This is a genomic window from Bifidobacterium indicum, from assembly GCF_036987015.1.
GTDB lineage: Bacteria > Actinomycetota > Actinomycetes > Actinomycetales > Bifidobacteriaceae > Bombiscardovia > Bombiscardovia indica.
Genome location: NZ_BTXM01000005.1, coordinates 14,634 through 35,601 on the forward strand (window position 1 = coordinate 14,634; position 20,968 = coordinate 35,601).

Annotated in this window: 14 protein-coding genes; 8 read left to right on the forward strand and 6 right to left on the reverse strand. The window is 58.0% G+C overall.

Going from position 1 to position 20,968, the window contains the following annotated elements; all coding sequences use genetic code 11:
- The first annotated feature begins 187 nt into the window (after positions 1-187).
- From AACP59_RS08460 to AACP59_RS08470, 3 genes are all read left to right on the forward strand, one after another.
- Positions 188-1,753: a type I restriction-modification system subunit M gene (locus AACP59_RS08460; RefSeq protein ID WP_339350829.1), complete on the forward strand. Its 1,566-nt coding sequence runs from the start codon at positions 188-190 to the stop codon at positions 1,751-1,753.
- Positions 1,754-1,939: 186 nt separating this feature from the next.
- On the forward strand, positions 1,940-3,118 hold the full coding sequence (locus AACP59_RS08465) for a restriction endonuclease subunit S (protein ID WP_339350830.1): 1,179 nt from the start codon (positions 1,940-1,942) through the stop codon (positions 3,116-3,118).
- Positions 3,111-6,227 carry a type I restriction endonuclease subunit R gene (locus tag AACP59_RS08470; RefSeq protein ID WP_339350831.1) on the forward strand — a complete coding sequence of 1,039 codons (3,117 nt, stop codon included), beginning with the start codon at positions 3,111-3,113 and terminating at the stop codon, positions 6,225-6,227. The genes AACP59_RS08465 and AACP59_RS08470 overlap by 8 nt, the downstream gene beginning before the upstream one ends.
- A 323-nt stretch (positions 6,228-6,550) precedes the next feature.
- Here the strand turns inward: AACP59_RS08470 and AACP59_RS08475 are convergent, their stop codons facing one another.
- Positions 6,551-6,907 (reverse strand): MerR family transcriptional regulator, encoded by a 357-nt coding sequence (locus tag AACP59_RS08475; protein ID WP_339350833.1) that lies wholly within the window; start codon positions 6,905-6,907, stop codon positions 6,551-6,553.
- Positions 6,908-6,987: 80 nt separating this feature from the next.
- Between AACP59_RS08475 and AACP59_RS08480 the strand changes: the two genes are divergently transcribed.
- Positions 6,988-7,386 (forward strand): carboxymuconolactone decarboxylase family protein, encoded by a 399-nt coding sequence (locus AACP59_RS08480; protein ID WP_339350835.1) that lies wholly within the window; start codon positions 6,988-6,990, stop codon positions 7,384-7,386.
- A 12-nt stretch (positions 7,387-7,398) separates the two neighbouring features.
- Here AACP59_RS08480 and AACP59_RS08485 read toward each other — a convergent pair whose 3' ends face one another.
- Both AACP59_RS08485 and AACP59_RS08490 read right to left on the reverse strand, forming a co-directional pair.
- The gene (locus AACP59_RS08485) at positions 7,399-7,977 is read right to left on the reverse strand and encodes an anthranilate synthase component II (protein ID WP_339350837.1); all 579 of its coding nucleotides are present in this window, start codon (positions 7,975-7,977) and stop codon (positions 7,399-7,401) included.
- Positions 7,958-9,658: an anthranilate synthase component I family protein gene (locus tag AACP59_RS08490; RefSeq protein WP_339350839.1), complete on the reverse strand. Its 1,701-nt coding sequence runs from the start codon at positions 9,656-9,658 to the stop codon at positions 7,958-7,960. Before AACP59_RS08490 ends, AACP59_RS08485 begins: the two co-directional genes overlap by 20 nt.
- Positions 9,659-10,107: 449 nt before the next feature.
- Between AACP59_RS08490 and AACP59_RS08495 the strand changes: the two genes are divergently transcribed.
- A complete protein-coding gene (locus tag AACP59_RS08495) occupies positions 10,108-10,503 on the forward strand; it encodes a VOC family protein (RefSeq protein ID WP_297317211.1) in 396 nt (131 codons plus the stop codon).
- 180 nt (positions 10,504-10,683) lie between these two features.
- A complete protein-coding gene (locus AACP59_RS08500) occupies positions 10,684-11,577 on the forward strand; it encodes a 3-hydroxyacyl-CoA dehydrogenase (protein ID WP_339350841.1) in 894 nt (297 codons plus the stop codon).
- A gap of 98 nt (positions 11,578-11,675) precedes the next feature.
- On the opposite strand, the gene AACP59_RS08505 is transcribed toward AACP59_RS08500, so the two are convergent.
- From AACP59_RS08505 to AACP59_RS08515, 3 genes are read right to left on the reverse strand one after another with little or no spacing between them, the layout of a single operon-like run.
- The gene (locus AACP59_RS08505; RefSeq protein ID WP_297317213.1) at positions 11,676-12,920 is read right to left on the reverse strand and encodes a glycoside hydrolase family 1 protein; all 1,245 of its coding nucleotides are present in this window, start codon (positions 12,918-12,920) and stop codon (positions 11,676-11,678) included.
- 36 nt (positions 12,921-12,956) lie between these two features.
- Complete coding sequence (locus tag AACP59_RS08510) at positions 12,957-15,806, reverse strand: family 78 glycoside hydrolase catalytic domain (protein WP_339350842.1); 2,850 nt, start codon at positions 15,804-15,806, stop codon at positions 12,957-12,959.
- A gap of 30 nt (positions 15,807-15,836) precedes the next feature.
- Positions 15,837-17,126: an MFS transporter gene (locus AACP59_RS08515; protein ID WP_297317215.1), complete on the reverse strand. Its 1,290-nt coding sequence runs from the start codon at positions 17,124-17,126 to the stop codon at positions 15,837-15,839.
- 262 nt (positions 17,127-17,388) lie between these two features.
- Between AACP59_RS08515 and AACP59_RS08520 the strand changes: the two genes are divergently transcribed.
- On the forward strand, positions 17,389-18,195 hold the full coding sequence (locus tag AACP59_RS08520; protein WP_297317216.1) for an IclR family transcriptional regulator: 807 nt from the start codon (positions 17,389-17,391) through the stop codon (positions 18,193-18,195).
- Between the two features lie 227 nt (positions 18,196-18,422).
- Positions 18,423-20,114 (forward strand): MFS transporter, encoded by a 1,692-nt coding sequence (locus tag AACP59_RS08525; RefSeq protein ID WP_339350844.1) that lies wholly within the window; start codon positions 18,423-18,425, stop codon positions 20,112-20,114.
- Positions 20,115-20,968 lie beyond the last annotated feature (854 nt).

The window sequence follows — 20,968 nt, forward strand, 5'->3', positions numbered from 1 at the left end:
GGATCCTCCCCGAAATTCCCTAGCGGATAGGTATGCGCCACTGACTTACCCAAGCCGAGGATAGACCACGCCAGAAAGCAGCCACGCATATTCCTATAGAATGATGAACAGCACTGCAATTCTGCGCGGCTCAATCAGTAGCATACGCTCAAGGGGATTGCACTACGCATATAAAGGAGAAAGCAGTATGCCGGCAGAATCCAAAGAAGCGCAACGTTCAGAACTCCATAAGACCATATGGAGGATGGCCAATGAACTGCGCGGTTCCGTGGATGGCTGGGACTTCAAATCCTATGTACTGGGTCTGCTCTTCTACCGGTTCATTTCCGAAAACCTGACCACCTACATAAATCGCGGCGAGCACGAAGCAGACGACACCGATTTCGACTACACCAAATTGCCCGACGACCAGGCGGAATTGGGACGTCCTGACACAGTGCAGGAGAAAGGCTTCTATATCATTCCCTCGGAGCTCTTCATCAATGTAAGGGCCAGAGCCCCTCATGATGAAAACCTGAATGAAACCCTGGAACGCGTCTTCAAACACATCGAAGGATCAGCCGTGGGCACGGCTAGTGAGGACGACCTCAAGGGGCTCTTCGACGATCTTGATGTCAACAGCAACAAGCTAGGCCCGACGGTTGCCGACCGCAATAAGAAACTGGTCCGCCTGCTGGATGCCATAGGAGACATGCAGCTGGGAATCAGCGAGGGAACGCAGATCGACACCTTCGGCGATGCATACGAGTACCTGATGACCATGTATGCCTCGCAGGCCGGCAAGTCAGGCGGCGAGTTCTTCACCCCCCAGGAGGTTTCCGAGCTGCTGACCAGGATCGCTGTAGTGGGCAAGACCCGTGTCGACAAGGTATATGACCCGGCCTGTGGTTCGGGTTCCCTCCTGCTCCAGTTCGACAAGGTCCTGGGCAAGGAGAAGGTGGGTGGGTTCTACGGGCAGGAAATTAACCTGACCACCTACAACCTGGCCCGCATCAACATGTTCCTGCACGACATCAACTACGAACAGTTCGACATCGCTCATGGAGACACCCTGACGTCTCCAGCACACGGCGATGTGGAGCCATTCGAAGCCATCGTCTCCAACCCTCCCTACTCCATCCACTGGGAGGGCAAGAACAACCCACTGCTCATCAATGATGAGCGGTTCTCTCCGGCCGGGGTGCTGGCCCCTCCCTCCAAGGCCGACCTGGCCTTCACCATGCATATCCTCTCCTGGTTGGCTGTGAACGGGACGGCGGCCATCGTCGAATTTCCCGGTGTACTCTACCGTGGCGGGGCCGAGCAAAAGATCCGCAAGTACCTGATCGACAACAACTATGTCGATGCGGTGATCCAACTGCCACCCAACCTCTTCTTCGGCACCACGATTGCCACCTGCATCATCGTGCTTAAGAAGTCCAAAAAGGACAACGCCGTACTCTTCATCGACGCATCCGACCAGTTCACCCACTCGGGGAACAAGAACCAGCTTGATGCCGACAACCGCCAGCAGATTCTGGACTGGTTCACCCAGCGCCAGGATGTGGAACACCGGACCAAGCTGGTCCAGAACTCGGAAATCGGCGAAAACGAATACAACATCGCCGTCTCCAGCTACGTGCAACCCGAGGACACCAGTGAAAAGGTCGACATCCACGAACTCAACCAACGCATCGAAGGCATCGTCAAGCGCGAGCAGGAGCTGCGCACGCAGATCGATGCCATCGTGGCCGATCTGGAGGATACGCAATGAACGATCTACTCACCTGGGAGCAATTATCCGTTTAGCGCTTCAGGCTCTCTCAAACAGCAGCACTTTACAAGTACACGAGTTTATAGAGCAAGTAACAAATATCACTAAGGAAAGCTACCGAGGAGCCGCCTTCTATGTGAATAACGTTACCTCTCATATTGACCTGATTGACGAGGGTTATATCGCATGAGCAGATTAAATAAGCTAATACAGGACCTATGCCCCAACGGAGTCAAGTTTGAACCGCTTGCAAAGTTAATACAGCTTAATTTCGGAGAACGGATCACAAAGCTACATAATGCTGGTTCTCTCTACCCTGTTTACGGAGGCGGCGGAGAGAGTTTCAGAACTGATGAATTTAATCGACAAAACGAATATGTGGTATCACGTTTTGCCATGTCTAGAGAGTGTGTGCGGAAAGTCAACGGTAAATTTTGGCTACTTGATTCCGGTTTTACATTTAGTCCGTTGAACAATTCCATTTCAAAAGACTACATAGCCTATTGGCTTTTAAATTCTCAAGACCGTATTTTTTCATGCACAAGCCAGGGCGCACAAAAAAATCTCAACACAAAAGCATTCCTGGCTTTTTATGTTCCAGTACCGCCTCTTCATATACAAGAAGAAATTGTACGGATCCTTGACTCTTTCACCTCACTGGAAGCAGAACTGGAAGCAGAACTGGCATCTAGACGGGAACAATACAACTACTATCGTGATAATTCTATGATCTTCGACCTCCACAACACTAGTTTTATGACTTTAGGTGACTTTGGAACAGTATTTGGTGGTCTAACAGGTAAATCAAAAGCTGACTTTGGAAATGTAGGCGAACCTTATGTCACATATTCAAACGTATATAACAACAAAGCAACAGATATAACTGCCCACTCATATGTACAAATAGACCCAGCCGAGCATCAAAACACGCTGCAACAAGGAGACATTCTATTAACTGGTTCGTCAGAAACTCCTAATGAGGTTGCTCTTTCTTCTGTCATCACGAAGCCTGTAGACAACCCGCTATATCTGAACAGTTTCACTATAGGAATTCGCCCCAAGCAACCTTTACTGGATTTAGATTTTGCCAAACACCTTTTCCGCTCAGCACCTATACGACGCCAATTGATTCGTACCGCTAGTGGGGTGACAAGATTTAATGTTTCAAAATCTAGATTAGCGAAAGTTATGATTCCCATACCTGATAGGGAAATCCAAGAGAATATTGCGACTGAACTTGATAAGTTCGACGTTCTTGCCAACAGTCTTTATTCTGGCCTGCCCGCTGAGATCGAGGCACGCCATAAGCAGTATGAGTACTACCGGAACCGTTCACTGACCTTCAAGGAGCTGAATCATGAGTGAAGCGGCAACTCGCACGTTCAATCCGATCGCCCTTTCATCAGAGAGTACGGTGGTTGCCGAATATAAGGCTCCCGAATCTGAACAGACGGAGTACCAGTCGGAGGCCGACCTGGAGAAGTCCCTCATCACACTGTTGGAATCCCAGGCATATGAGTATCTGCCCATCCATACCGAGGGCGATCTAGTTGGCAACCTGCGTACTCAGCTCGAAGAGCTCAACAATATGACCTTCACTGATGAGGAATGGGGACAATTCTTCAAAGATAAGATTGCCGCCAGCAACGACGGCATCAGGGAGAAGACCATCCGCATTCAGCAGGACAACGTCCAGGTGCTCCACCGTGATGACGGCTCCACCAAGAACGTCATGCTGATCGACAAGAAGGACATACACAACAACAGTCTCCAGGTCATCAACCAGTATGTGGTGCCGGGCAGGACCGAGGGAGGCACGGCCAGGTACTCCAACCGCTATGACGTGACAATCCTGGTCAACGGTCTGCCCATGGTTCATGTGGAACTGAAGCGACGCGGCGTGGACCTGCGCGAGGCATTCAACCAGATCGACCGTTACCAGCGTGACTCCTTCTGGGCAGACTCCGGCCTTTTCGAGTACGTCCAGCTCTTTGTCATCAGCAATGGCACCCTGACCAAGTACTACTCCAACACCACCCGCCAGCAGCACATCAACGAAGCCGTCAAGCAGCGGAAGACTATACGGAGCCAGGCATCTAACAGCTTCGAGTTCACCAGTTGGTGGGCCGATGCCGCCAACAAGCCGATCATGGATCTTAGGGCCTTCACCAGGACCTTCTTCGCCAAGCACACGATTCTGAACATCCTGACCCGATACTGCGTGCTGACGGCAGACGATACCCTGATGGTGATGCGCCCCTACCAGATTGTGGCCACCGAGCGCATCCTCCAACGCATCCTCGTCTCCACCAACGCCCATCAACTGGGTACGGTCAAGGCGGGCGGTTACATCTGGCACACGACCGGATCAGGCAAGACCCTGACCAGCTTCAAGACCGCACAGCTGGCAACCCAAATGGAGGGTGTCGACAAGGTTCTCTTCGTGGTCGACCGCAAGGACCTGGACTACCAGACCATGCGTGAGTACGACCGCTTCCAGAAGGGTGCCGCCAATTCCAACACTTCAACCAGGGTGCTGAAACGTCAGCTGGAAGATCCCAAGGCGCGAATCATCATCACCACCATCCAGAAGCTGTCCACCTTCATCCATACCAACCCCGACCACCCTGTATATGGGAAGCATGTGGTCATCATCTTCGACGAGTGCCACCGATCCCAGTTCGGTGACATGCATACGATGATCACCCGCTCCTTCAAACGCTATAACCTCTTTGGTTTCACAGGAACCCCCATCTTCGCCAGGAACGCCGGCAGCGGCAAGAATCCCAAACTCAGGACCACTGAGCAGGCCTTTGGAGACAAGCTGCACACCTACACGATCGTGGATGCCATCAACGACAAGAACGTTCTCCCCTTCCGCATCGACTATGTAGATAGCCTGGGTGAGAACAACACTATCGACTCCACTGCCACCGTCCATGGCATCGATACCGAAAAGGCCCTCTTGTCTGACCGCCGCATCTACCAGATCGTTAAATACGCTCTCGAGCATTTTGCGCAGAAGACCCGGAGACTCGACTCCTACCAGCAATCATTTGTTACCAACGTCCAGGATGTGGTCTCATCACGGCGCAAGGTCGAGGAAGTCAAGCAATCTCGCCGCGTGCATGGGTTCAATGCCCTCTTTGCCACCGCCTCGATTGAAGCCGCCAAGCGGTACTATATCGAGTTCCAACATCAGCAGGCCGATCTGGTCCCCGATGAAAGACTGAAGATCGGTCTCATATACTCATACGCCCCCAACGGACCACAGACTGACGGAATACTGGATGACGAGGATTTCAGCACTCAGGACCTGCATAAGGATGATCGGGACTTCCTCGAAGATGTGATCGACGATTACAACCATATGTTCGGGACCAGTTACGACACCAGTGCCGAGAAGTTCCAGAACTACTACAAGGACCTCTCCATGCGGCTCAAGAACCGTGAGATCGACATGGTGATCGTGGTCAACATGTTCCTGACGGGGTTCGACGCCAAAACCCTGAACACCCTGTTCGTGGACAAGAACCTGAGAATGCACGGACTCCTCCAAGCCTTCTCAAGGACCAACCGCATCCTCAACTCGGTCAAGACCTACGGCAACATCGTCTCCTTCAGAAACCTGGAACAGGAGACCAACGAGGCTCTGGAACTGTTCGGGAACAAGGAAGCATGCGGGATCGTCCTGCTCAAACCCTACCGGGAGTATCACAAGGAGTACGCAGACAAGGTTGCCGAACTGCTTGATTCCTACCCCATCGGTCAACCCATCTCTGGAGAGCAGGCACAGAAGGACTTCATAACCCTCTTCGGGAACATCCTCAGGTTGCAGAACATCCTCAACAGCTTCGATGACTTCGCAGGCAACGAGATCCTGTCCGAGCGTCAAAGCCAGGATTATCGCAGCATCTATTTGGATCTGTATGCCGAGTACCGAAAGGCCGGGGAGGCCGATAAGGAGAACATCAATGATGATCTGACCTTCGAGATCGAACTGGTCAAACAGGTCGAGATCAATGTCGACTATATCCTGATGCTGGTGGAGCAGTACCGTCAGAAGCATGGCAACGGCGAGGACAAGGAGATCCGCACAGAGATCAACAAGGCTGTCTCGGCAAGCCCCTCCCTGCGCAACAAGAAGGACCTGATTGACGACTTCGTCGACACGGTTTCAATGAAGGGGACCGTGGATGACCAATGGCGGGAGTTCATCGACCATAGACGCGATGAGGAATTACAGACCATCATCAGGGAGGAAGGACTCAAACCCCAGCCGACTGAACGGTTCATGGACGAGGCATTCCGCGATGGAACACTGCAGACCGGCGGCACGGCAATCACCACCATTCTTCCACCTGTGTCCAGGTTCATCCCGCAAGGCGGTCATGGCGAAAAGAAGCAACAGGTAATCGACAAACTTTCCAGATTCTTCGGAAGATTCAGAGGACTAGGGGAAAACCAGGACTAGTCTTTTCAAACGCGGTAGATTCTACGAGACAGGCCTGGAACGACTCACACTGATTTTGAACACACCGTCATCCCGCTGCTGCCTTGAGGAATATAGGGATTCGGTCATTCATAATATTGCACAGGCGCACAAACCATAGAGAATTAAAAACGACTGTTGCCTCTTCGGCCACCTATCATGGCCAACTCACGATTCAGGCCCACACACAGGCAACTCTCCAATATTGCTCGATACCGAATAGCTGAAATCAATCGTCGCTTTGCCCAATACCTGGATGATCTTGGACCAGGCCTTCCTGGGGCATAATCTTCAAACCGAGTGTTTCACTGCTTCTCCAACATGCCGAGATATACCTGTATCTTCTGATCCAGGAAGCCCATCTGCTCCTGCAATTCCTTCATCCTGGCCTCAAGTGCGCCCCGGTGCTGATAGAGCATCTCCAGGCGTTGCGGAACGGTTGAGTCGCCCTCATGCCTGAGTCGGGCATACTCCTGAACCTGGGCCAGGGGCATGCCGGTCGCCAGCAACCGCTGAACGAAGGCTATCCAGGCCAGGTCCTGTTCCGTGTAGTCCCGATACCCCTCCGGCGAGCGCCCGGGCCGGATGATTCCTCTCCGTTCGTAATATCGAAGTGTGGATATGGGGAGCCCCACTCTTTCCGATACCTGCCCGATTCTCATGTTCGCCTCCACTTGCCCTGAACCATGGTTCATACTTTACGCTCAGAATCATTCAATCTTCTACCGAAAAGGAGCGGGCCATGGCTGAGTCACGATTCGAGCGAGGCTCAAGGATACTGGCATCGATCGATGGGGAGGGCGGTCAGGCGGTCGTCGAATCCCTGCAGGACATTGCGCCCGATCTGGGCAAGTGGATCGTCGAGTTCGCCTTTGGCGACGTGTATGCCGACCCGACCCTGGATGCCCGGCAGCGGGAACTGGTCACCTTGGGCAGTTTGGTGACCCAGGGTGATACCGCCCCCCAGCTCAGGGTGCATATAGGCGCGGCCCTGCATGTGGGCCTCACCAGGTCGGAGGTGGTTCAGGCCATTCTCCAGACGGCTCCCTATGTAGGTTTCCCCAGGGTCATCAACGCCGTCAACGTTGCCAGGGAGGTCTTTCGGAATCAGGAGACCGGTGACGCACCCACCCAAAGCTGACGGCGGCCCCAGTCACCGACTGCAGTACTGGTCGAAGAAGTTGCCGATCAGTTGGTGTCCGTATCGGCTCCCGATGCTTTCGGGGTGGAACTGCACGCCCTCCATGGGGACACGGGTGTTCCGCAGTCCCATGACGTATCCATCCAGGAGGGAGCGGGCGCTCACCTCCAGGTCGGGTGCGGCTTCGGACGAAGCCTCATCAGCGACCAGGGAGTGGTAGCGGGTCACTTCGAAGGTAGTGGGCAGCCCTGTGAAGCAGCCCTTCCCGTCGTTCCTGATCAGGCTCACCTTGCCGTGCTGTCGGCTGGAGGCCCTGACCACGTCGGCATCGGCGTACCGGGCTATGGCCTGCATGCCCAGGCAGATGCCGAATACCGGCTTCCGGCCCGCCACCCGGTCCAGGACCTCCAGGTAACCGCAGTCCTCGGGGCGGCCCGGACCGGGACCCAGAATGACCGCATCGAAGGTGAGTGGATCAACCTGCGCAAGGTGGTTGACCCGGACGATGGTCGTATCCACGCCCAGCAGGTCCACATAGTTCTTGACCACATGGACGAAACTGTCGAAGGCGTCAATCAGCAAGGCGTTCATGGGCCAGCTCCCTTCCGGTGATGGCCAGGTAGGCCGAACTCATCTTCTTCATGGTTTCCTGCCATTCGCTCTCAGGCTGGGAATCCTCAACGATCCCGGCCGAGGCACGCAGGTGGTAGCTGCCCGAGTGGTAGGAGGCGGTCCGTATGCACAGGGCGGTCAGGACCATCCCGTCGAAGCCCAGGAAGCCTACCGCACCGGCGTAGACCCCGCGGGGGCTGACCTCGGTCTCCTCGATGATCTCCACCGCACGGACCTTGGGGGTTCCGGTCATGGTGCCGGCCGGGAAGGCGGCCGCGAAAACGTCATACTTGTCCAGGCCGGGCCGGATTCGACCGACCACATCCGAAACCATATGAATGACGTGGGAGTAGACCTCGGTGGTCATCAACCGGTCGACCTTCAGGGACTCCGGGGTGCAGCACCTGGCCACATCGTTCCGTCCCAGGTCCACCAGCATCAGGTGTTCGGCCCGCTCCTTGGGGTCTCCGGTCAGCTGCCTGATGGCCGCCCGGCGCGCCTCCCCCTCGCCGGGATTGCCGACCGTCCCGGCGATGGGCCGCAAGGTGATGTCGCCGTCAGGGGTCAGTCCGATGAAGAGCTCGGGACTGGCACCGATGACATGCACACCCTGTGGGGTCACGAAGTAATACATATAGGGCGACGGGTCCTGGTGCCGCAGGCGCCGGTAGACCCGGAAGGGCGGAATCCGGGAATCCACCTGGATCTCATGCCCAAGTTGGAGCTGGTACACATCGCCCTGGGCTATATGCTCCTTGCCCCCGGCGAACCACCGATAGAAGCGGTCCCGACCTATCGTGTCATGGGCACTGTATGGATAGTCGGGCCCAATCCCATCCGAATCCGCATGATTCGTCAAACCGGAATCGGCAACCCCGGCGCGCCCGGAATCACGCGCGCCCGCGATTTCTTCAGCGAGCGCATCGGATTGGAGCAATCCCAGTACGTCCTCAAGCAGATAGGATTCACGACCGGAATCCTCCCTGCCGGTCTGCGCATCGAATGCGTCGCACGCCGCCACAGCATTGCGGCCATCCACATCACTCTCCGTGGCGCGGCCATCGTCATGCTGACCATTGCAGGCACCCTCCTCTCCGCCCCGCTCGCCAGAGCCGTCATCCAAGTGAATCACGGTGGCGGAATGCCCGCCGGCCTTCAGGTCCAGGTTGATGATCCCCCGATAGAGGGTCAGCGAGATGACAGGCAGGGCGGTATCCCTGGGTATGCGCGCCTCCAGGTCCTCAATCATGAAGATGGTGTCATACCCGAAGTAGCCGAACCAGCCCATCCCGAAAGGTCCCGCATGGCCACCGCTGATGATGAAGGAGGACTCGATCCGTCTCAGCACCGCGAAGACCTCCTGGATATCGGGGACCGGGTGGCGAATCACCCCCTGCTCAATCTGTCCAAAGGGCTCCAGGACGCTGGTCAGCTGGCTATTGCCCAGGGGGTCGATGGTCATGACACGGTCCGTCACGCTCAGGGTCAGGATGGGCTCGAAGCCGATCACGGAGCGGTTCCGGTCCGGGTCTGGGCCGCTCAGGGACTCCAGAAGGAAGAGCTGGTCCTCCCGGTACCTGGTCCGCAGACGCCTGTAGATGGCCAGGGCGTCAAGGTCGCTGGCGAACTGACGGGATTCCATGGTTGCGTTGATGGTCATACCGATACTTCCTTTGTCGGATGCTGCGGTTCGAAAAACGGGAATGAGCCCTCACCCGGTGCCGAACGTACCCAGACCAAGCCAGGTATACGGCATTCCAGGGGATGAATCATCGGATAGGTCATGCCCGCAAATGAGGAGAAAAGGGGTCTCAAGAAATGAGGCGGATATGCGAATAGAAGAAGAACCGAACCGGTTCTGGCCCTTCAGGCCGGAAGCATCAACACCATCGAGCATCGACATAGAAAAAGACACCCTTGGGCAACCAGACCTGCCGTGATGTCGTTTTCTTCATGGGCACGATGCTAGAGCACCAGATGGCTTCCGCACAATCAACATCCAGCATGCGGACTTACCCTGTCCGAGTACTTCCGGTCCGGCCGTGCAGCAGTATCCTGAAAAGCATCAGGCTGCCGCGCACCACATGCGCACATGCAAAGGAGTGACCCATGCAACCCATGTCCGCATTCACCACAGACCTTCAGCACTCGGGCATAATCGCCCGGAATCTGGATGAGACCATCGATTTCTACACTCGGAAGCTCGGCTTCGAGGTGGCCGGCATCTTCCCCAATGGGGAAAACCGCTGCGCCTTCCTGCGGTACGGGCATCTGACCATTGAAACCTGGGAGGGGGAGGAGGCCCCCATGATGACGGGAGCCATCAACCACCTGGCCTTGGATGCCCCGGATATCGAGGCCGCCTACAGGAACGCCCAGGAGTTGGGACTGGAGATCAAGGAGGATGGCATCCAGTCCATTCCCGCTTTCTGGGACAAGGGCATCCGCTACTTCAACATCTTCGGGCCCAACAGGGAAACAATCGAATTCTGCCAGATTCTGTGAACCCGGCCACGATCAGCCGTGCCGATGTGTGATAAATGCTACATATAATCGCCTGCGATACTCTCAAAAGACTGGAAAACAGCGGATTTCCAAGGTAATGCGACGATTATTCGAATCTGGAATACCACTATCATTGTTGGTGTACCCAACGGGGGGTACCAACCAAGAAAGAGATTCCTCATGACGAACATTGCGAAAGTCACAGTGGCCGGCGGTGGTGTGCTGGGGAGCCAGATCGCCTTCCAATCAGCCTTCAAGGGCAAGAAAGTTACCGTTTACGATATCAATGACGACGCCGTTGCAGCAGCGGAGAAGCGCATCAGGGCCAGGTGGGATGCCTATAAGCACGACATCGATGCCACCGAGGAACAGTTCGACGCCGGTCTGAAGAATCTGACCTACACAGCCGATATGGCCGAAGCCGTCAAAGATGCCGACCTCGTCATCGAAGCCGTGCCGGAGAAACCGACCATCAAGCATGACTTCTACCGGAATCTGGCCGAACTGGCTCCGGCAGGGACCATCTTCGCCAGCAACTCATCGACCTATGTACCCAGCGTCTTCGCGCCGGACACCGGCAGACCAGACAAGTTCCTCAACCTCCACTTCGCCAACAAGGTCTGGCTCTACAACACCGCGGAAATCATGGGCACCGACCAGACCGACCCCCAGGTCTTCCAGACGGTCGTCGAATTCGCCGAGGAGATCGGCATGGTTCCGATCATCCTCAAGAAGGAGCAACCCGGTTACGTTCTCAACACCCTGCTGATTCCGCTTCTGAACGCGGCAGGCTACCTCTGGGGCCACGACATCGCCGACCCGGAGACCATCGACAGGACTTGGATGATCGCCACCGGAGCCTCCACCGGCCCCTTCGGCATCTTCGATACGGTTGGGCTGCGCACCGCTTTCAATATCACAGCGGAGCAGCAGGGCAGCAACCCTGATTTCCAGCCGTTCCTGGACAAAATCCAACAGATGATCGACGCGGATACGGTTGGCATCGAGACAGGCCGGGGCTTCTACGAGTATCCGAATCCCGAGTTCGAGAACCCCGACTTCCTGAAAGCCTGAGAGTCATCAGGCTGCTCTACCTATACGTCGAGTTCCACAGGCTTCCCACGGGAAATCCGTGGAACTCGACATTGGTTTTTCGCGAGTCCTAACGGCCGTCAGAGGACAGTGGAGGCCACGATGTCGCGGTAGACCGCGGCGCTTCCCTTGGGCTTGCGGTCGTAGGTGCCGTTCTCGCGCTCAACCGAGCACAGCCCGAAGTGAACGTCGAAGGCGCTGATCCACTCGTAGTTATCCATGAGCGACCAGTGGAAGTATCCCAGTACGGGCACATTGTCACGGACCAGCTCGACCAGGGGCGGAATCGAAGCCTTGATGAATCGGCAGCGCAGGTCGTCATCCGGGGTGGAGACGCCATGCTCGGTCACGACAACGGGAAGACCGGTCAGATGATGGATGTAGGTCACGGAGTTGGCCAGCGACTCGGGATGAAGCGGGGAGCCGCTCTCATTCACATCCTCGCCGGGCTGAGCCGGAATCGGCCCATTGTCATCGAAGACCTCACGTTCGTAGTTCTGCACACCCACGAAGTCGTCACCCTGTACTGCTGCAGCCCAGGGCCCATAGCAGGACTCACGCTTGGCCAGGGCCAGCTCCTTGCCCCTTTCGGTCGAGTAACTCTCGTCGATGACTGCCAGGGAGAGGCCCACGGGAAGGGTCGGGCAGACGGAACGCACCGCCTGAACGGCTGTGCGGTGTGCGCGAATGAAGCCGTACTCCAGCTGGGTGACCTCTTCGGGAATGACGACGTTACCGGAACGGTACCGCTCAACGCCGGCCTTCTTGGTGGCTGCATCGATGCAGGCACGCTGCAGGTCGACCGCCTCCTGGGGCAGACTGCCATTGTCTAGGATACGGGGCAGATCCGGCTCGTTGAAGGTGACGGCAAGGACGGCACGATCACCGATACGATCCAGCACACGTACGCACTCGTCGGCGAACATGGAGGGGGCATCATGGTTCAGCCAGCCGCCCTTGGCCGCAAACCAGCTGGGAATGGTGAAGTGGCACAGGGTTATGGCCGGGTCAATGCCCCGCTCCAGGCAGCCGTCAACCATCCGGTCGTAGTGGTCCAGGGCGGACTGGTCGATCTTCCCCTCTTCGGGCTCGATCCGGGCCCACTCCACGGAGAAGCGGTAGGAATTCAGACCTATCTTCTTGACCAGGTCGAGGTCATCCTCCCAACGCTCCCAACTGTTGCAGGCCTTGCCGGCAGGCTCTTTGAAGACGCTGGGGGTCACGCCCTCCAGGAAGGTGGTATCGGCTGCGGTATCGCCGCCATCCACCTGGTGCCCAGCGGTCGAGGCACCCCACAGAAAATGATCGGGCAGAATTGCTGTCATGTGATTGCTCCTTTTTGTTTGGCAACAGATTGGGTCTTATTTCTTGTCGGTGAAACCGCACGATGCGGTTTCGCCTGTGGTTCTTTCGGACAGAAACCTCTTGCAGGCCTCGACGATGTCGCCGGCCCCAGGCACGTACCCCTGCTGGGAAGCGACCTCGGGCAGGAGGTCCAGACTTGCGCCCAACCAAGGTTTTGCAGCCTTGGTGAAGGCGACATCCGCCTGATCACCCTGATAGATGGGCGACCCGGAGGCGGTCAGCGCCTGGACCAGACCGGCCATGGCCTCATCCGAATCGATAAGGTCACGGATGGTACGAATCGGTCCCGGGCCGGGGCAGACCTGGCTACTGGGCAGGTCCCAGGAATGGTGCCCATGCGTCCAGGCGCGTTCCTCCTCACCTGGCAGGGACACCCTGGCTTCGACACCGACCGGTATATCCAAGTCGAGATGGACGGTATCCGCATCCATTCGCCAGGACAGGGCGATCAACCCGTACGGGGTCTGCTGGTTCATGTCGATACCGGTCAGGGCCGCATCGAAGACCGGTGCGATGCGGACCTTCCGCCACCCCGGCTCCTCCATTGCCACCCCGGCCAGTCCGGCGAGCATCCAATGAACGATGGCTCCCAGGGCATAGTGGTTGAATGAGGTCATCTCCCCGGGGTTGATGGACCCGTCAGGAAGCATGGAATCCCAACGTTCCCAGATGGTGGTGGCACCCATGCTCACTGGATAGAGCCAGCTCGGGCAGTGACGCTGGAGCAGAAGACGGACGGCCAGATGAGGATGCCCGCTCTTGACCAGGGCGGGGCAGACCAGGGGGGTCCCCAGGAAACCTGTGGAGATGCGGAAACCGCTGACCCGCACGATGTCCGCCAGCCGGTCACCGGCACCTTTTCGCTCTTGCGGGGTCTCCAGAAGATCCCAGACCAGGGCCATGGCATAGACCGAGGCGCAATCGGAGAGGATGGCTCCATTGTCGGTGACGTATTCGTGGCGGAAAGCCTGAGCCACCTTGTCGGCCAGCCGGTCATACCGCTTGGCCTCATCCGTCTGCCCCAGGGCAGCATGGGCCCGAGCCACCAGGCGGGTGGAATGGGCAAAGTAGGCCGTAGCCACCACATCGGGATCGGCCTTGGAACCCCCGGGGTTGTCCGGCGGTGCATCCGGATCCAGCCAGTCGCCGAATTGGAAACCTCCCCGCCAGAGGTAGGAGTCGCCGCATCGAGCCGCCACCCCGTTTACGAACCCATCCATCATCGGCAGGAAACGGCGTAGCACACCGGCATCCCCGGTAGAGCGGTAAACGGCCCAGGGCACCAGCACGGCCGCATCACCCCATCCGCAGGTCAGCTTGGGGCCGTCCAGCACATCGGGGACCACCACCGGGATACCGCCATCCTGCGCCTGAGCCTGGGCCATATCGACCAACCAGGAGGAGAGAAAACCGCCGGCGTCGAAAAGGTCGAGCGCGGTGGGTGCGAACATGGCGATATCACCCGTCCAACCCAGCCGTTCATCACGCTGCGGACAATCCGTGGGCACGGTGATGAAGTTATCCATGGTGGACCAGCGGGCGTTCTGGAACAGGCGATTCAGATCGGCATCCGAGGACCGGAAGGTGGCCAGGGGCTCCATCCGGGCCGAAACCAGACAGGCCTGCAGGTCCTCTGCCCGGAAATCGTCAATCCCCTCCACCTGGACATACCTGAAGCCATGCTGGGTGAACATCGGCTCCAGGTCTTCCTCCTGACCGGAGAGGATGAAACAATCAGTCGCCCTGGCATTGCGAAGGGGCCGTGTGCCCAGCTCGCCCTTCTCCAGGACCTCCGCATGCTTCAGGACCACACGCCGACCGGCATGTCCGCTACTGACATGCATGCGGACCCAGCCCGAGAGATTCTGTCCGAAATCCACAATTCGTTTCCCTGAGGGGGTGACGATGATCTCCTGTCCGGGCAGACGGTCGACGATCCGGGCCGGTGCGGATTCCTGGGGCCTGATTCGGGATGACGGCATGGGGAGCTCACGGACGTGATGGGCCTGTCCCTGGGGATTCAGAAGGGGGAAACGCATATCCTGGGTCTGACCATCGTACAGGTCATTGGCCAGGATCGAGGACGGACGCCAGGTCCAGGCCTGATCCGTCACCAGAGTATGTTCCCCATCCCTGTCATGCCAGAGCAGGTTGGCCAGGACCCAGAGAGCACTCCCGTAGACGTCGGTACGGCAGGTCCACGAAAGCTGCCCGCGGTACCAGCCATTGCCCAGAATGATCGCCAGCTCATGCCGACCCGGTGTCAGCATGTGGGTCAGGTCATAGGTCAGGGCGTTCAAACGGTGATGGTAATCGGTCCACCCCGGGGCCAACTGGTCGGACCCGACACGGCGCCCATCCAGATAGGCCACGAAAATACCCCCTGCGGTCAGATCCAGGCGAGCCAGGTCGCAGTCCTCCCGCACCATGAAATCACGCACCATGATGGGAGAGGCCTCTTCACGACCGACTGCAGGATCGGGGGTAATGGGACGGCCGCCCCAGTCGGCGTTGTCGAGCAGACCGGTCTCCACCATGGCAGGGTCCGACCAGGCCGACCAGACCCCATCACCACCCGCGACCCGGACCCGTACACGGCAGGCCTGATGCGAGCCCAGGGGACTGCCTGGCCAAGCCACACAGACCTGATTGGAACCCTCCAGGTCGCATACCTCCGTCTGGGTACGCCCCGACGCGATCTCCACCTGGGCCCTGGTCTGCTCCCAACCTTCGGGAGCCGAAAGAACCTTCCAGGACAGGGAGGGCCTTGCATCCTCATACCCCAAAACCTGCTCACCCGCTTGGTGCAAGCCAAAACGCGCCTTGGAAACCACCACCGATGTCATGGCCGCCTACCTTCCCGTCGCTTCGGCATCCTACTTGACACCCTTAATGAGCGGCATGATCAGAACACTGCAGAGGCTGAGTATCGCACCAATCAGCCAGAGCAGGGGGTAGTTGTTGCCGCTTGCAGTGTTGATGATGAAGGGAGCCACCGCCGGAACCAGAACATTGGCACCGTTCAGGGCCAACCCGAAGACACCCATGTCCTTGCCGGCGTCCTTGCTCTCGGGAAGAACCGCGGCGCAAAGAGCCAGATCGACAGTCAGATACATGGCCTGGCCCACACAGAATAACTCCCAGGCAACCAGGAACTGGGTGAAGCTATGGGAGGAGCCCGCCAGAATCAGGGCAAAGGCCATGATAACGGCGGCCGCGATCACGAAGGGCTTCTTCCTGCCCAGACGATCGGTGAGGAAACCGGAGCAGGAGAAGAAGATGACCGAGATGGGGGCCGAGCAGAGGGTGAGCAGACCCGCCCTGTTGCCCACCTGGTTCAAGGGGGTGTGCAGGCCGGAAATCAGGTAATACACGAAATAGGTCTGCATGGAGGCCATGGCCAGGCCCACCAGGAAGCGGGACAACCAGGTCCATCCGAAATTCGGGTGTTTCCGGGGATTAACAAAGAATCCACCGAAGAGCTTCTTCACGCTGAGCGGGGGAACCTCGCTGCGGTCCTTGACCGGATCGCGGTACATGAGGAGCAGCGGAATTGAGGCGATCAAACCCAGCAGGATCGGTACGGTCATCAGGAGGAGACCATTACCGACCAGGGCACCGGTCAGGTAGGTACCTGCCGAGAAGGCGAGGGCACCAAAGAGACCCATCAGGCCCATGACCGTGCCGCGGCGATTCTCCGGCACACCCTCAACGGCAATGACCGAGTAGGCATTGAAACCGGCCTGCATGGCCACAACCGAAATGACGTAAGCGGCACCCATCACCCAGGCGTTATCGGACAGACCCACCAAGGCGGCGGTCACCAACGAAACCAGGAGGCAACCGACAATCCAGGGACGGCGGCGGCCGAACCTGCTGGTGGTCCTGTCGGAAAGACCTCCGACCAGGGGAATGACGAACAGCATCAGCAGGGAGCCCACCGAGGTTATACGACTGTAAACGGCATCCTTCTGGTCGGGCATGACGGCTGCCACGCGCAGGGAAAGTGCCGTTCCCAGACTCATGCACATGATGTACAAGCCGACTGCAGCGATCAGCACCAATGCGATGGTCCTGCCAGGGCTGGGGTACTCGGGCGGCAGATAGCCCGGATCGTGGTCTGTCTGACCACCGGCCTCAAGGGTCTGACTGTCTTGTTCAGTCATGTTGGTCCTCCTTTGGACTGTAAAAACCTGTATTCCCCTTGGCACATCCGAACGGGGATACTCGGCGAGGATTCATCCGACGCGGCTTCGCACGGAAACTCGCCAAGCGCTCCTTCCGATTCCGACTTCACCAGGGGCGTTATTGTTTTTATCCGCCTCTGGACCCGGTCGAAAACTCAACTTCCACTCAACGGAAAAGTCATTGGAGAGCCCTATGCCCATTCATTAGCATTTCACATAGTGGATATGGGAGCATACGGCTATGGCAGCAACTCAAGATTCCGGCAAAGTCCCGCGACGTGGTGTGCTTAAGCGGGCTTTCGCCATCCTTGACTGCTTCACATCCGAACAACCGACATTGACCCTGACCCAGATCATGCGACGCACCGGCCTCCCAGCCAGCACCACAAGCAGGCTGCTCAAAGAGCTGACCGCCAACCAGGCCCTGACGCGGGACCGGTTCGGAGCCTACTCGATCGGCACCCGGTTGATGGAAATCGCCCAATACGCCCAACCCATGCTCAACATCAGGGAACTGGCCTCACCGATCCTCGACGAACTGGCCAGCATGACAGACGAACACATACAACTGGGCACCCTGGACGGTCTGGAGATGACCGTACTGGACAGGCGGGAAGGAAAACACAAGTTACCGATTTACTACCATATCGGCGATCGCCTTCCATTGGTGCCCACGGCCGTGGGCAGGACCCTTCTGGCCTATGCCTCCACGAAAACAATCGACCTCATCCTGAATGATGAGCAATTCACCTGGCCCACCTGGCAGACGCCCAGGCCCCCAGCTGGTCTGGTTCGTCGGGATCTGGAACGCATTCGGCACCAGCAGGTCGCCCTTCTGAAGGTCCCAGATGCTGCCGTCCATTCGGTCGCCTCTCCCATCTTCGGGAAAACCGGGTCGGTAATCGCCGCAATCGGCATCGTGGTCAACGCCAGCGAGCATCAGCTGGAGAGCTATGTGCCCATCATCAAGGCAGGCGCCCGGGCGATAACGCGTCGCGTCACCAGTCCGAAGCCCTGCAGGGTCCTGCCACCCTGGGACGGAAACTGAAGAGGGCGCACCTCCTGACCAGAGAAATTCACGGCACTAATCCGCCCGCACATGGCCCCGCTGGATGGCCTTCCCCACAGGCGGGGCTCACTCTCAAATGGCTCAAAAACGCCACAGTGATACGATGGTTATTTATGACATTTTCGTGAAGACGATCCGATGGGAGACTACTGGGGCATACGAAGACCCTCGATACACACAACGGCCAGGAGCCGGAGAAGGAATATATGGCACACACGGAAACAAGTTCAACCGACGGAAACGCTTCTGATACCAGTTCCGATAAGAAGCGTGAACCGAAGCAGACCGGGAAGGCCGGGAAGGCCGGCAAGGCCGACACCACCGTCAAACGCAGGTCCCGGAAACACAACCAGCGTCCACACCGGACCTGGAATCAGCGTCTGCATCTCACCGACATCAACGTAGTAGATGCGTCAACCCTGAAGCGGGCCATCGCCGGCACGGCGGTCGGCAATTTCATGGAATGGTACGATGTCGGGGTTTACGGATATCTGGCTGTGACCATCGGACGGGTCTTCCTCTCCGACGCATCGGATGCCATCCAACGTCTCTTCTCCCTGGGCGTCTTCGCCGTGACCTTCATCGCCCGCCCCTTGGGCGGCATAGTGTTGGGCCAGCTGGGTGACAAGCTGGGCCGCCAACGGATCCTGGCCTTCACCCTCCTGAGCATGTCGGCCGCCACCCTGCTGATCGGCATCATGCCCGGATACGCGGCCGTGGGCCCGCTGGCTCCCATCCTCCTGATTCTGCTCAAACTGGTCCAGGGCTTCTCGACCGGCGGTGAATACGCCGGTGCATCGACCATGGTCACCGAGTATGCCCCCGACCGGCACCGCGGCTTCTTCGCCTCTCTTCTGGACGTGGGCTCCTACCTGGGCTATGCCTTCGGCGCGGGCCTGGTCTCCCTTCTGGAGTTCCAACTCTCGCCCGAAGCCATGCTGGCCTGGGGTTGGCGCATCCCCTTCATCATCGCCCTCCCCCTGGCGGCCATTGCCGTCTACTTCAGGGCCAAGGTGCAGGACACCCCGGCCTTTGAGCAGGCACAAGCCGCCACGGCCGAGAAGACCAAGAGCGAACATAAGGGCCTGATCGACCTGATCCGTGGGTACTGGAAGGAACTGGTCATGGCCTTCATCCTGGTGGCCGCGGCCAACACCCTTGGCTACACCCTGACGGCTTACATGCCAACCTACCTGACGGGCACCCTCCACTACAACACGGCCCAGGCCAACCTCCTCTCCCTGCCGGTCCTCCTTCTGGTGGCTTTCTGCATTCCCATCACCGGGGCGCTCTCCGACCGCTTCGGGCGAAAGAAGATCCTCTTCATGGGCGCCGTCACCGGCCTCTGCCTCTCCCTGCCGGCCTTCAAGATCCTGGAACGGGACACCACTGGCGCGGTCTTCACCGGACTGGTCCTTCTGGCCATACCGGTCATCTTCTTTGTGGCCAACCTGGCCTCGACCCTGCCGGCCCTCTTCCCCACAGCCTCGCGGTACGGCGGTATGGGGCTCTCCTACAATCTGGCGGTTGCCGTCTTCGGAGGAACAGCGCCCCTGATCATGGAGGCCCTGGTTGCAGCCACCGGCAAGAGCCTGGCCCCCGCCTACTGGATCATGTTCACCTCGACCTGTGGCCTGGTGACCGTCCTCTTCCTTGCCGAGACCGCCCGCAAGCCCATGCCGGGCACCATGCCCACGGTCCTCAACCGCCAGGAGGCCCGCGACCTGGTGGCCACCCAGGACCAGAATCCGGACCTGGACGTCAAGACCATCATCAAGGACGCCGAAGAAAACGGCACCCGCAAGACCCCCGAGATGCTGATGGCCGAAGCCGAGAAGAAGCTGGGAGTGGATCAGCTGACGAGTACCGATCCCTCAGCGAATTCCGGGAAAGACTAGACGCTCAGTCGTCTCTGCGTCTAACGCCCCCCCCCCCGCCTGTCAATAGGAAGTATATGCAGAGGCGGAAAACCCTTGGCCCGGTGGGTGGGGGGGGCTCCTTCTTACTCGACCTGATCTGCTTGGTCGTATTTATGTCGTTGCTCTGTGTATAACCGAGGTAAGCAGGTCGAATACTCTTGGCCGCATCAACGCAGGCGGTTATTCCGAGAGAGAGAAAAAAGCACCCAGGCCTTGACCATTGAGGAGTCCCACAACGATATACGGTCTATCGGTCGGGTAACCCCCATGCTGGTCTCCTGAAGCAGGCCACCAGTCTCGCCCACATGTGGGCTGATGAAAACGAACACCTTGGGGCTTCCCCCATCCGCAATCGGTATATCTACCGGGGGCGATCAGACCATCTCGTGCGGTCCGGTCGACTGCACGGCAGAATTCAACAGCCAGAACTAGTGGTATGTGTTCTGGCCGGCTTTGAAGCCCTGCAAGGTTTCGGGACTGCGCAACGGTTACAACCAGCCGGAGCATCACCATAGGAATGAATCGCCCACCCTACCCGTGGGAACCCTATTCAGACCGGATCACTCCCCACGTTGATTCATGACGCAAGCGTGCAGATCTGATAATTCACAGACGGCGGATAATCGCAGAGCAAATCCACTCGTCCGTTGATACGTAAAGGCCAGTCCACCATAGGGGTCCAATCCGGAAACACCACGAAATATGTGCTTCCGGTTTGGACCCCTGCTGAATATCCAAGACCGCTATTGTTCAGAGCGTATGAATATCCAGGTCGCTATTCCGATCAGCAGGTGGTGGACAATATGGCCTCGCGCGCCTTGTGTGCCTCAAGG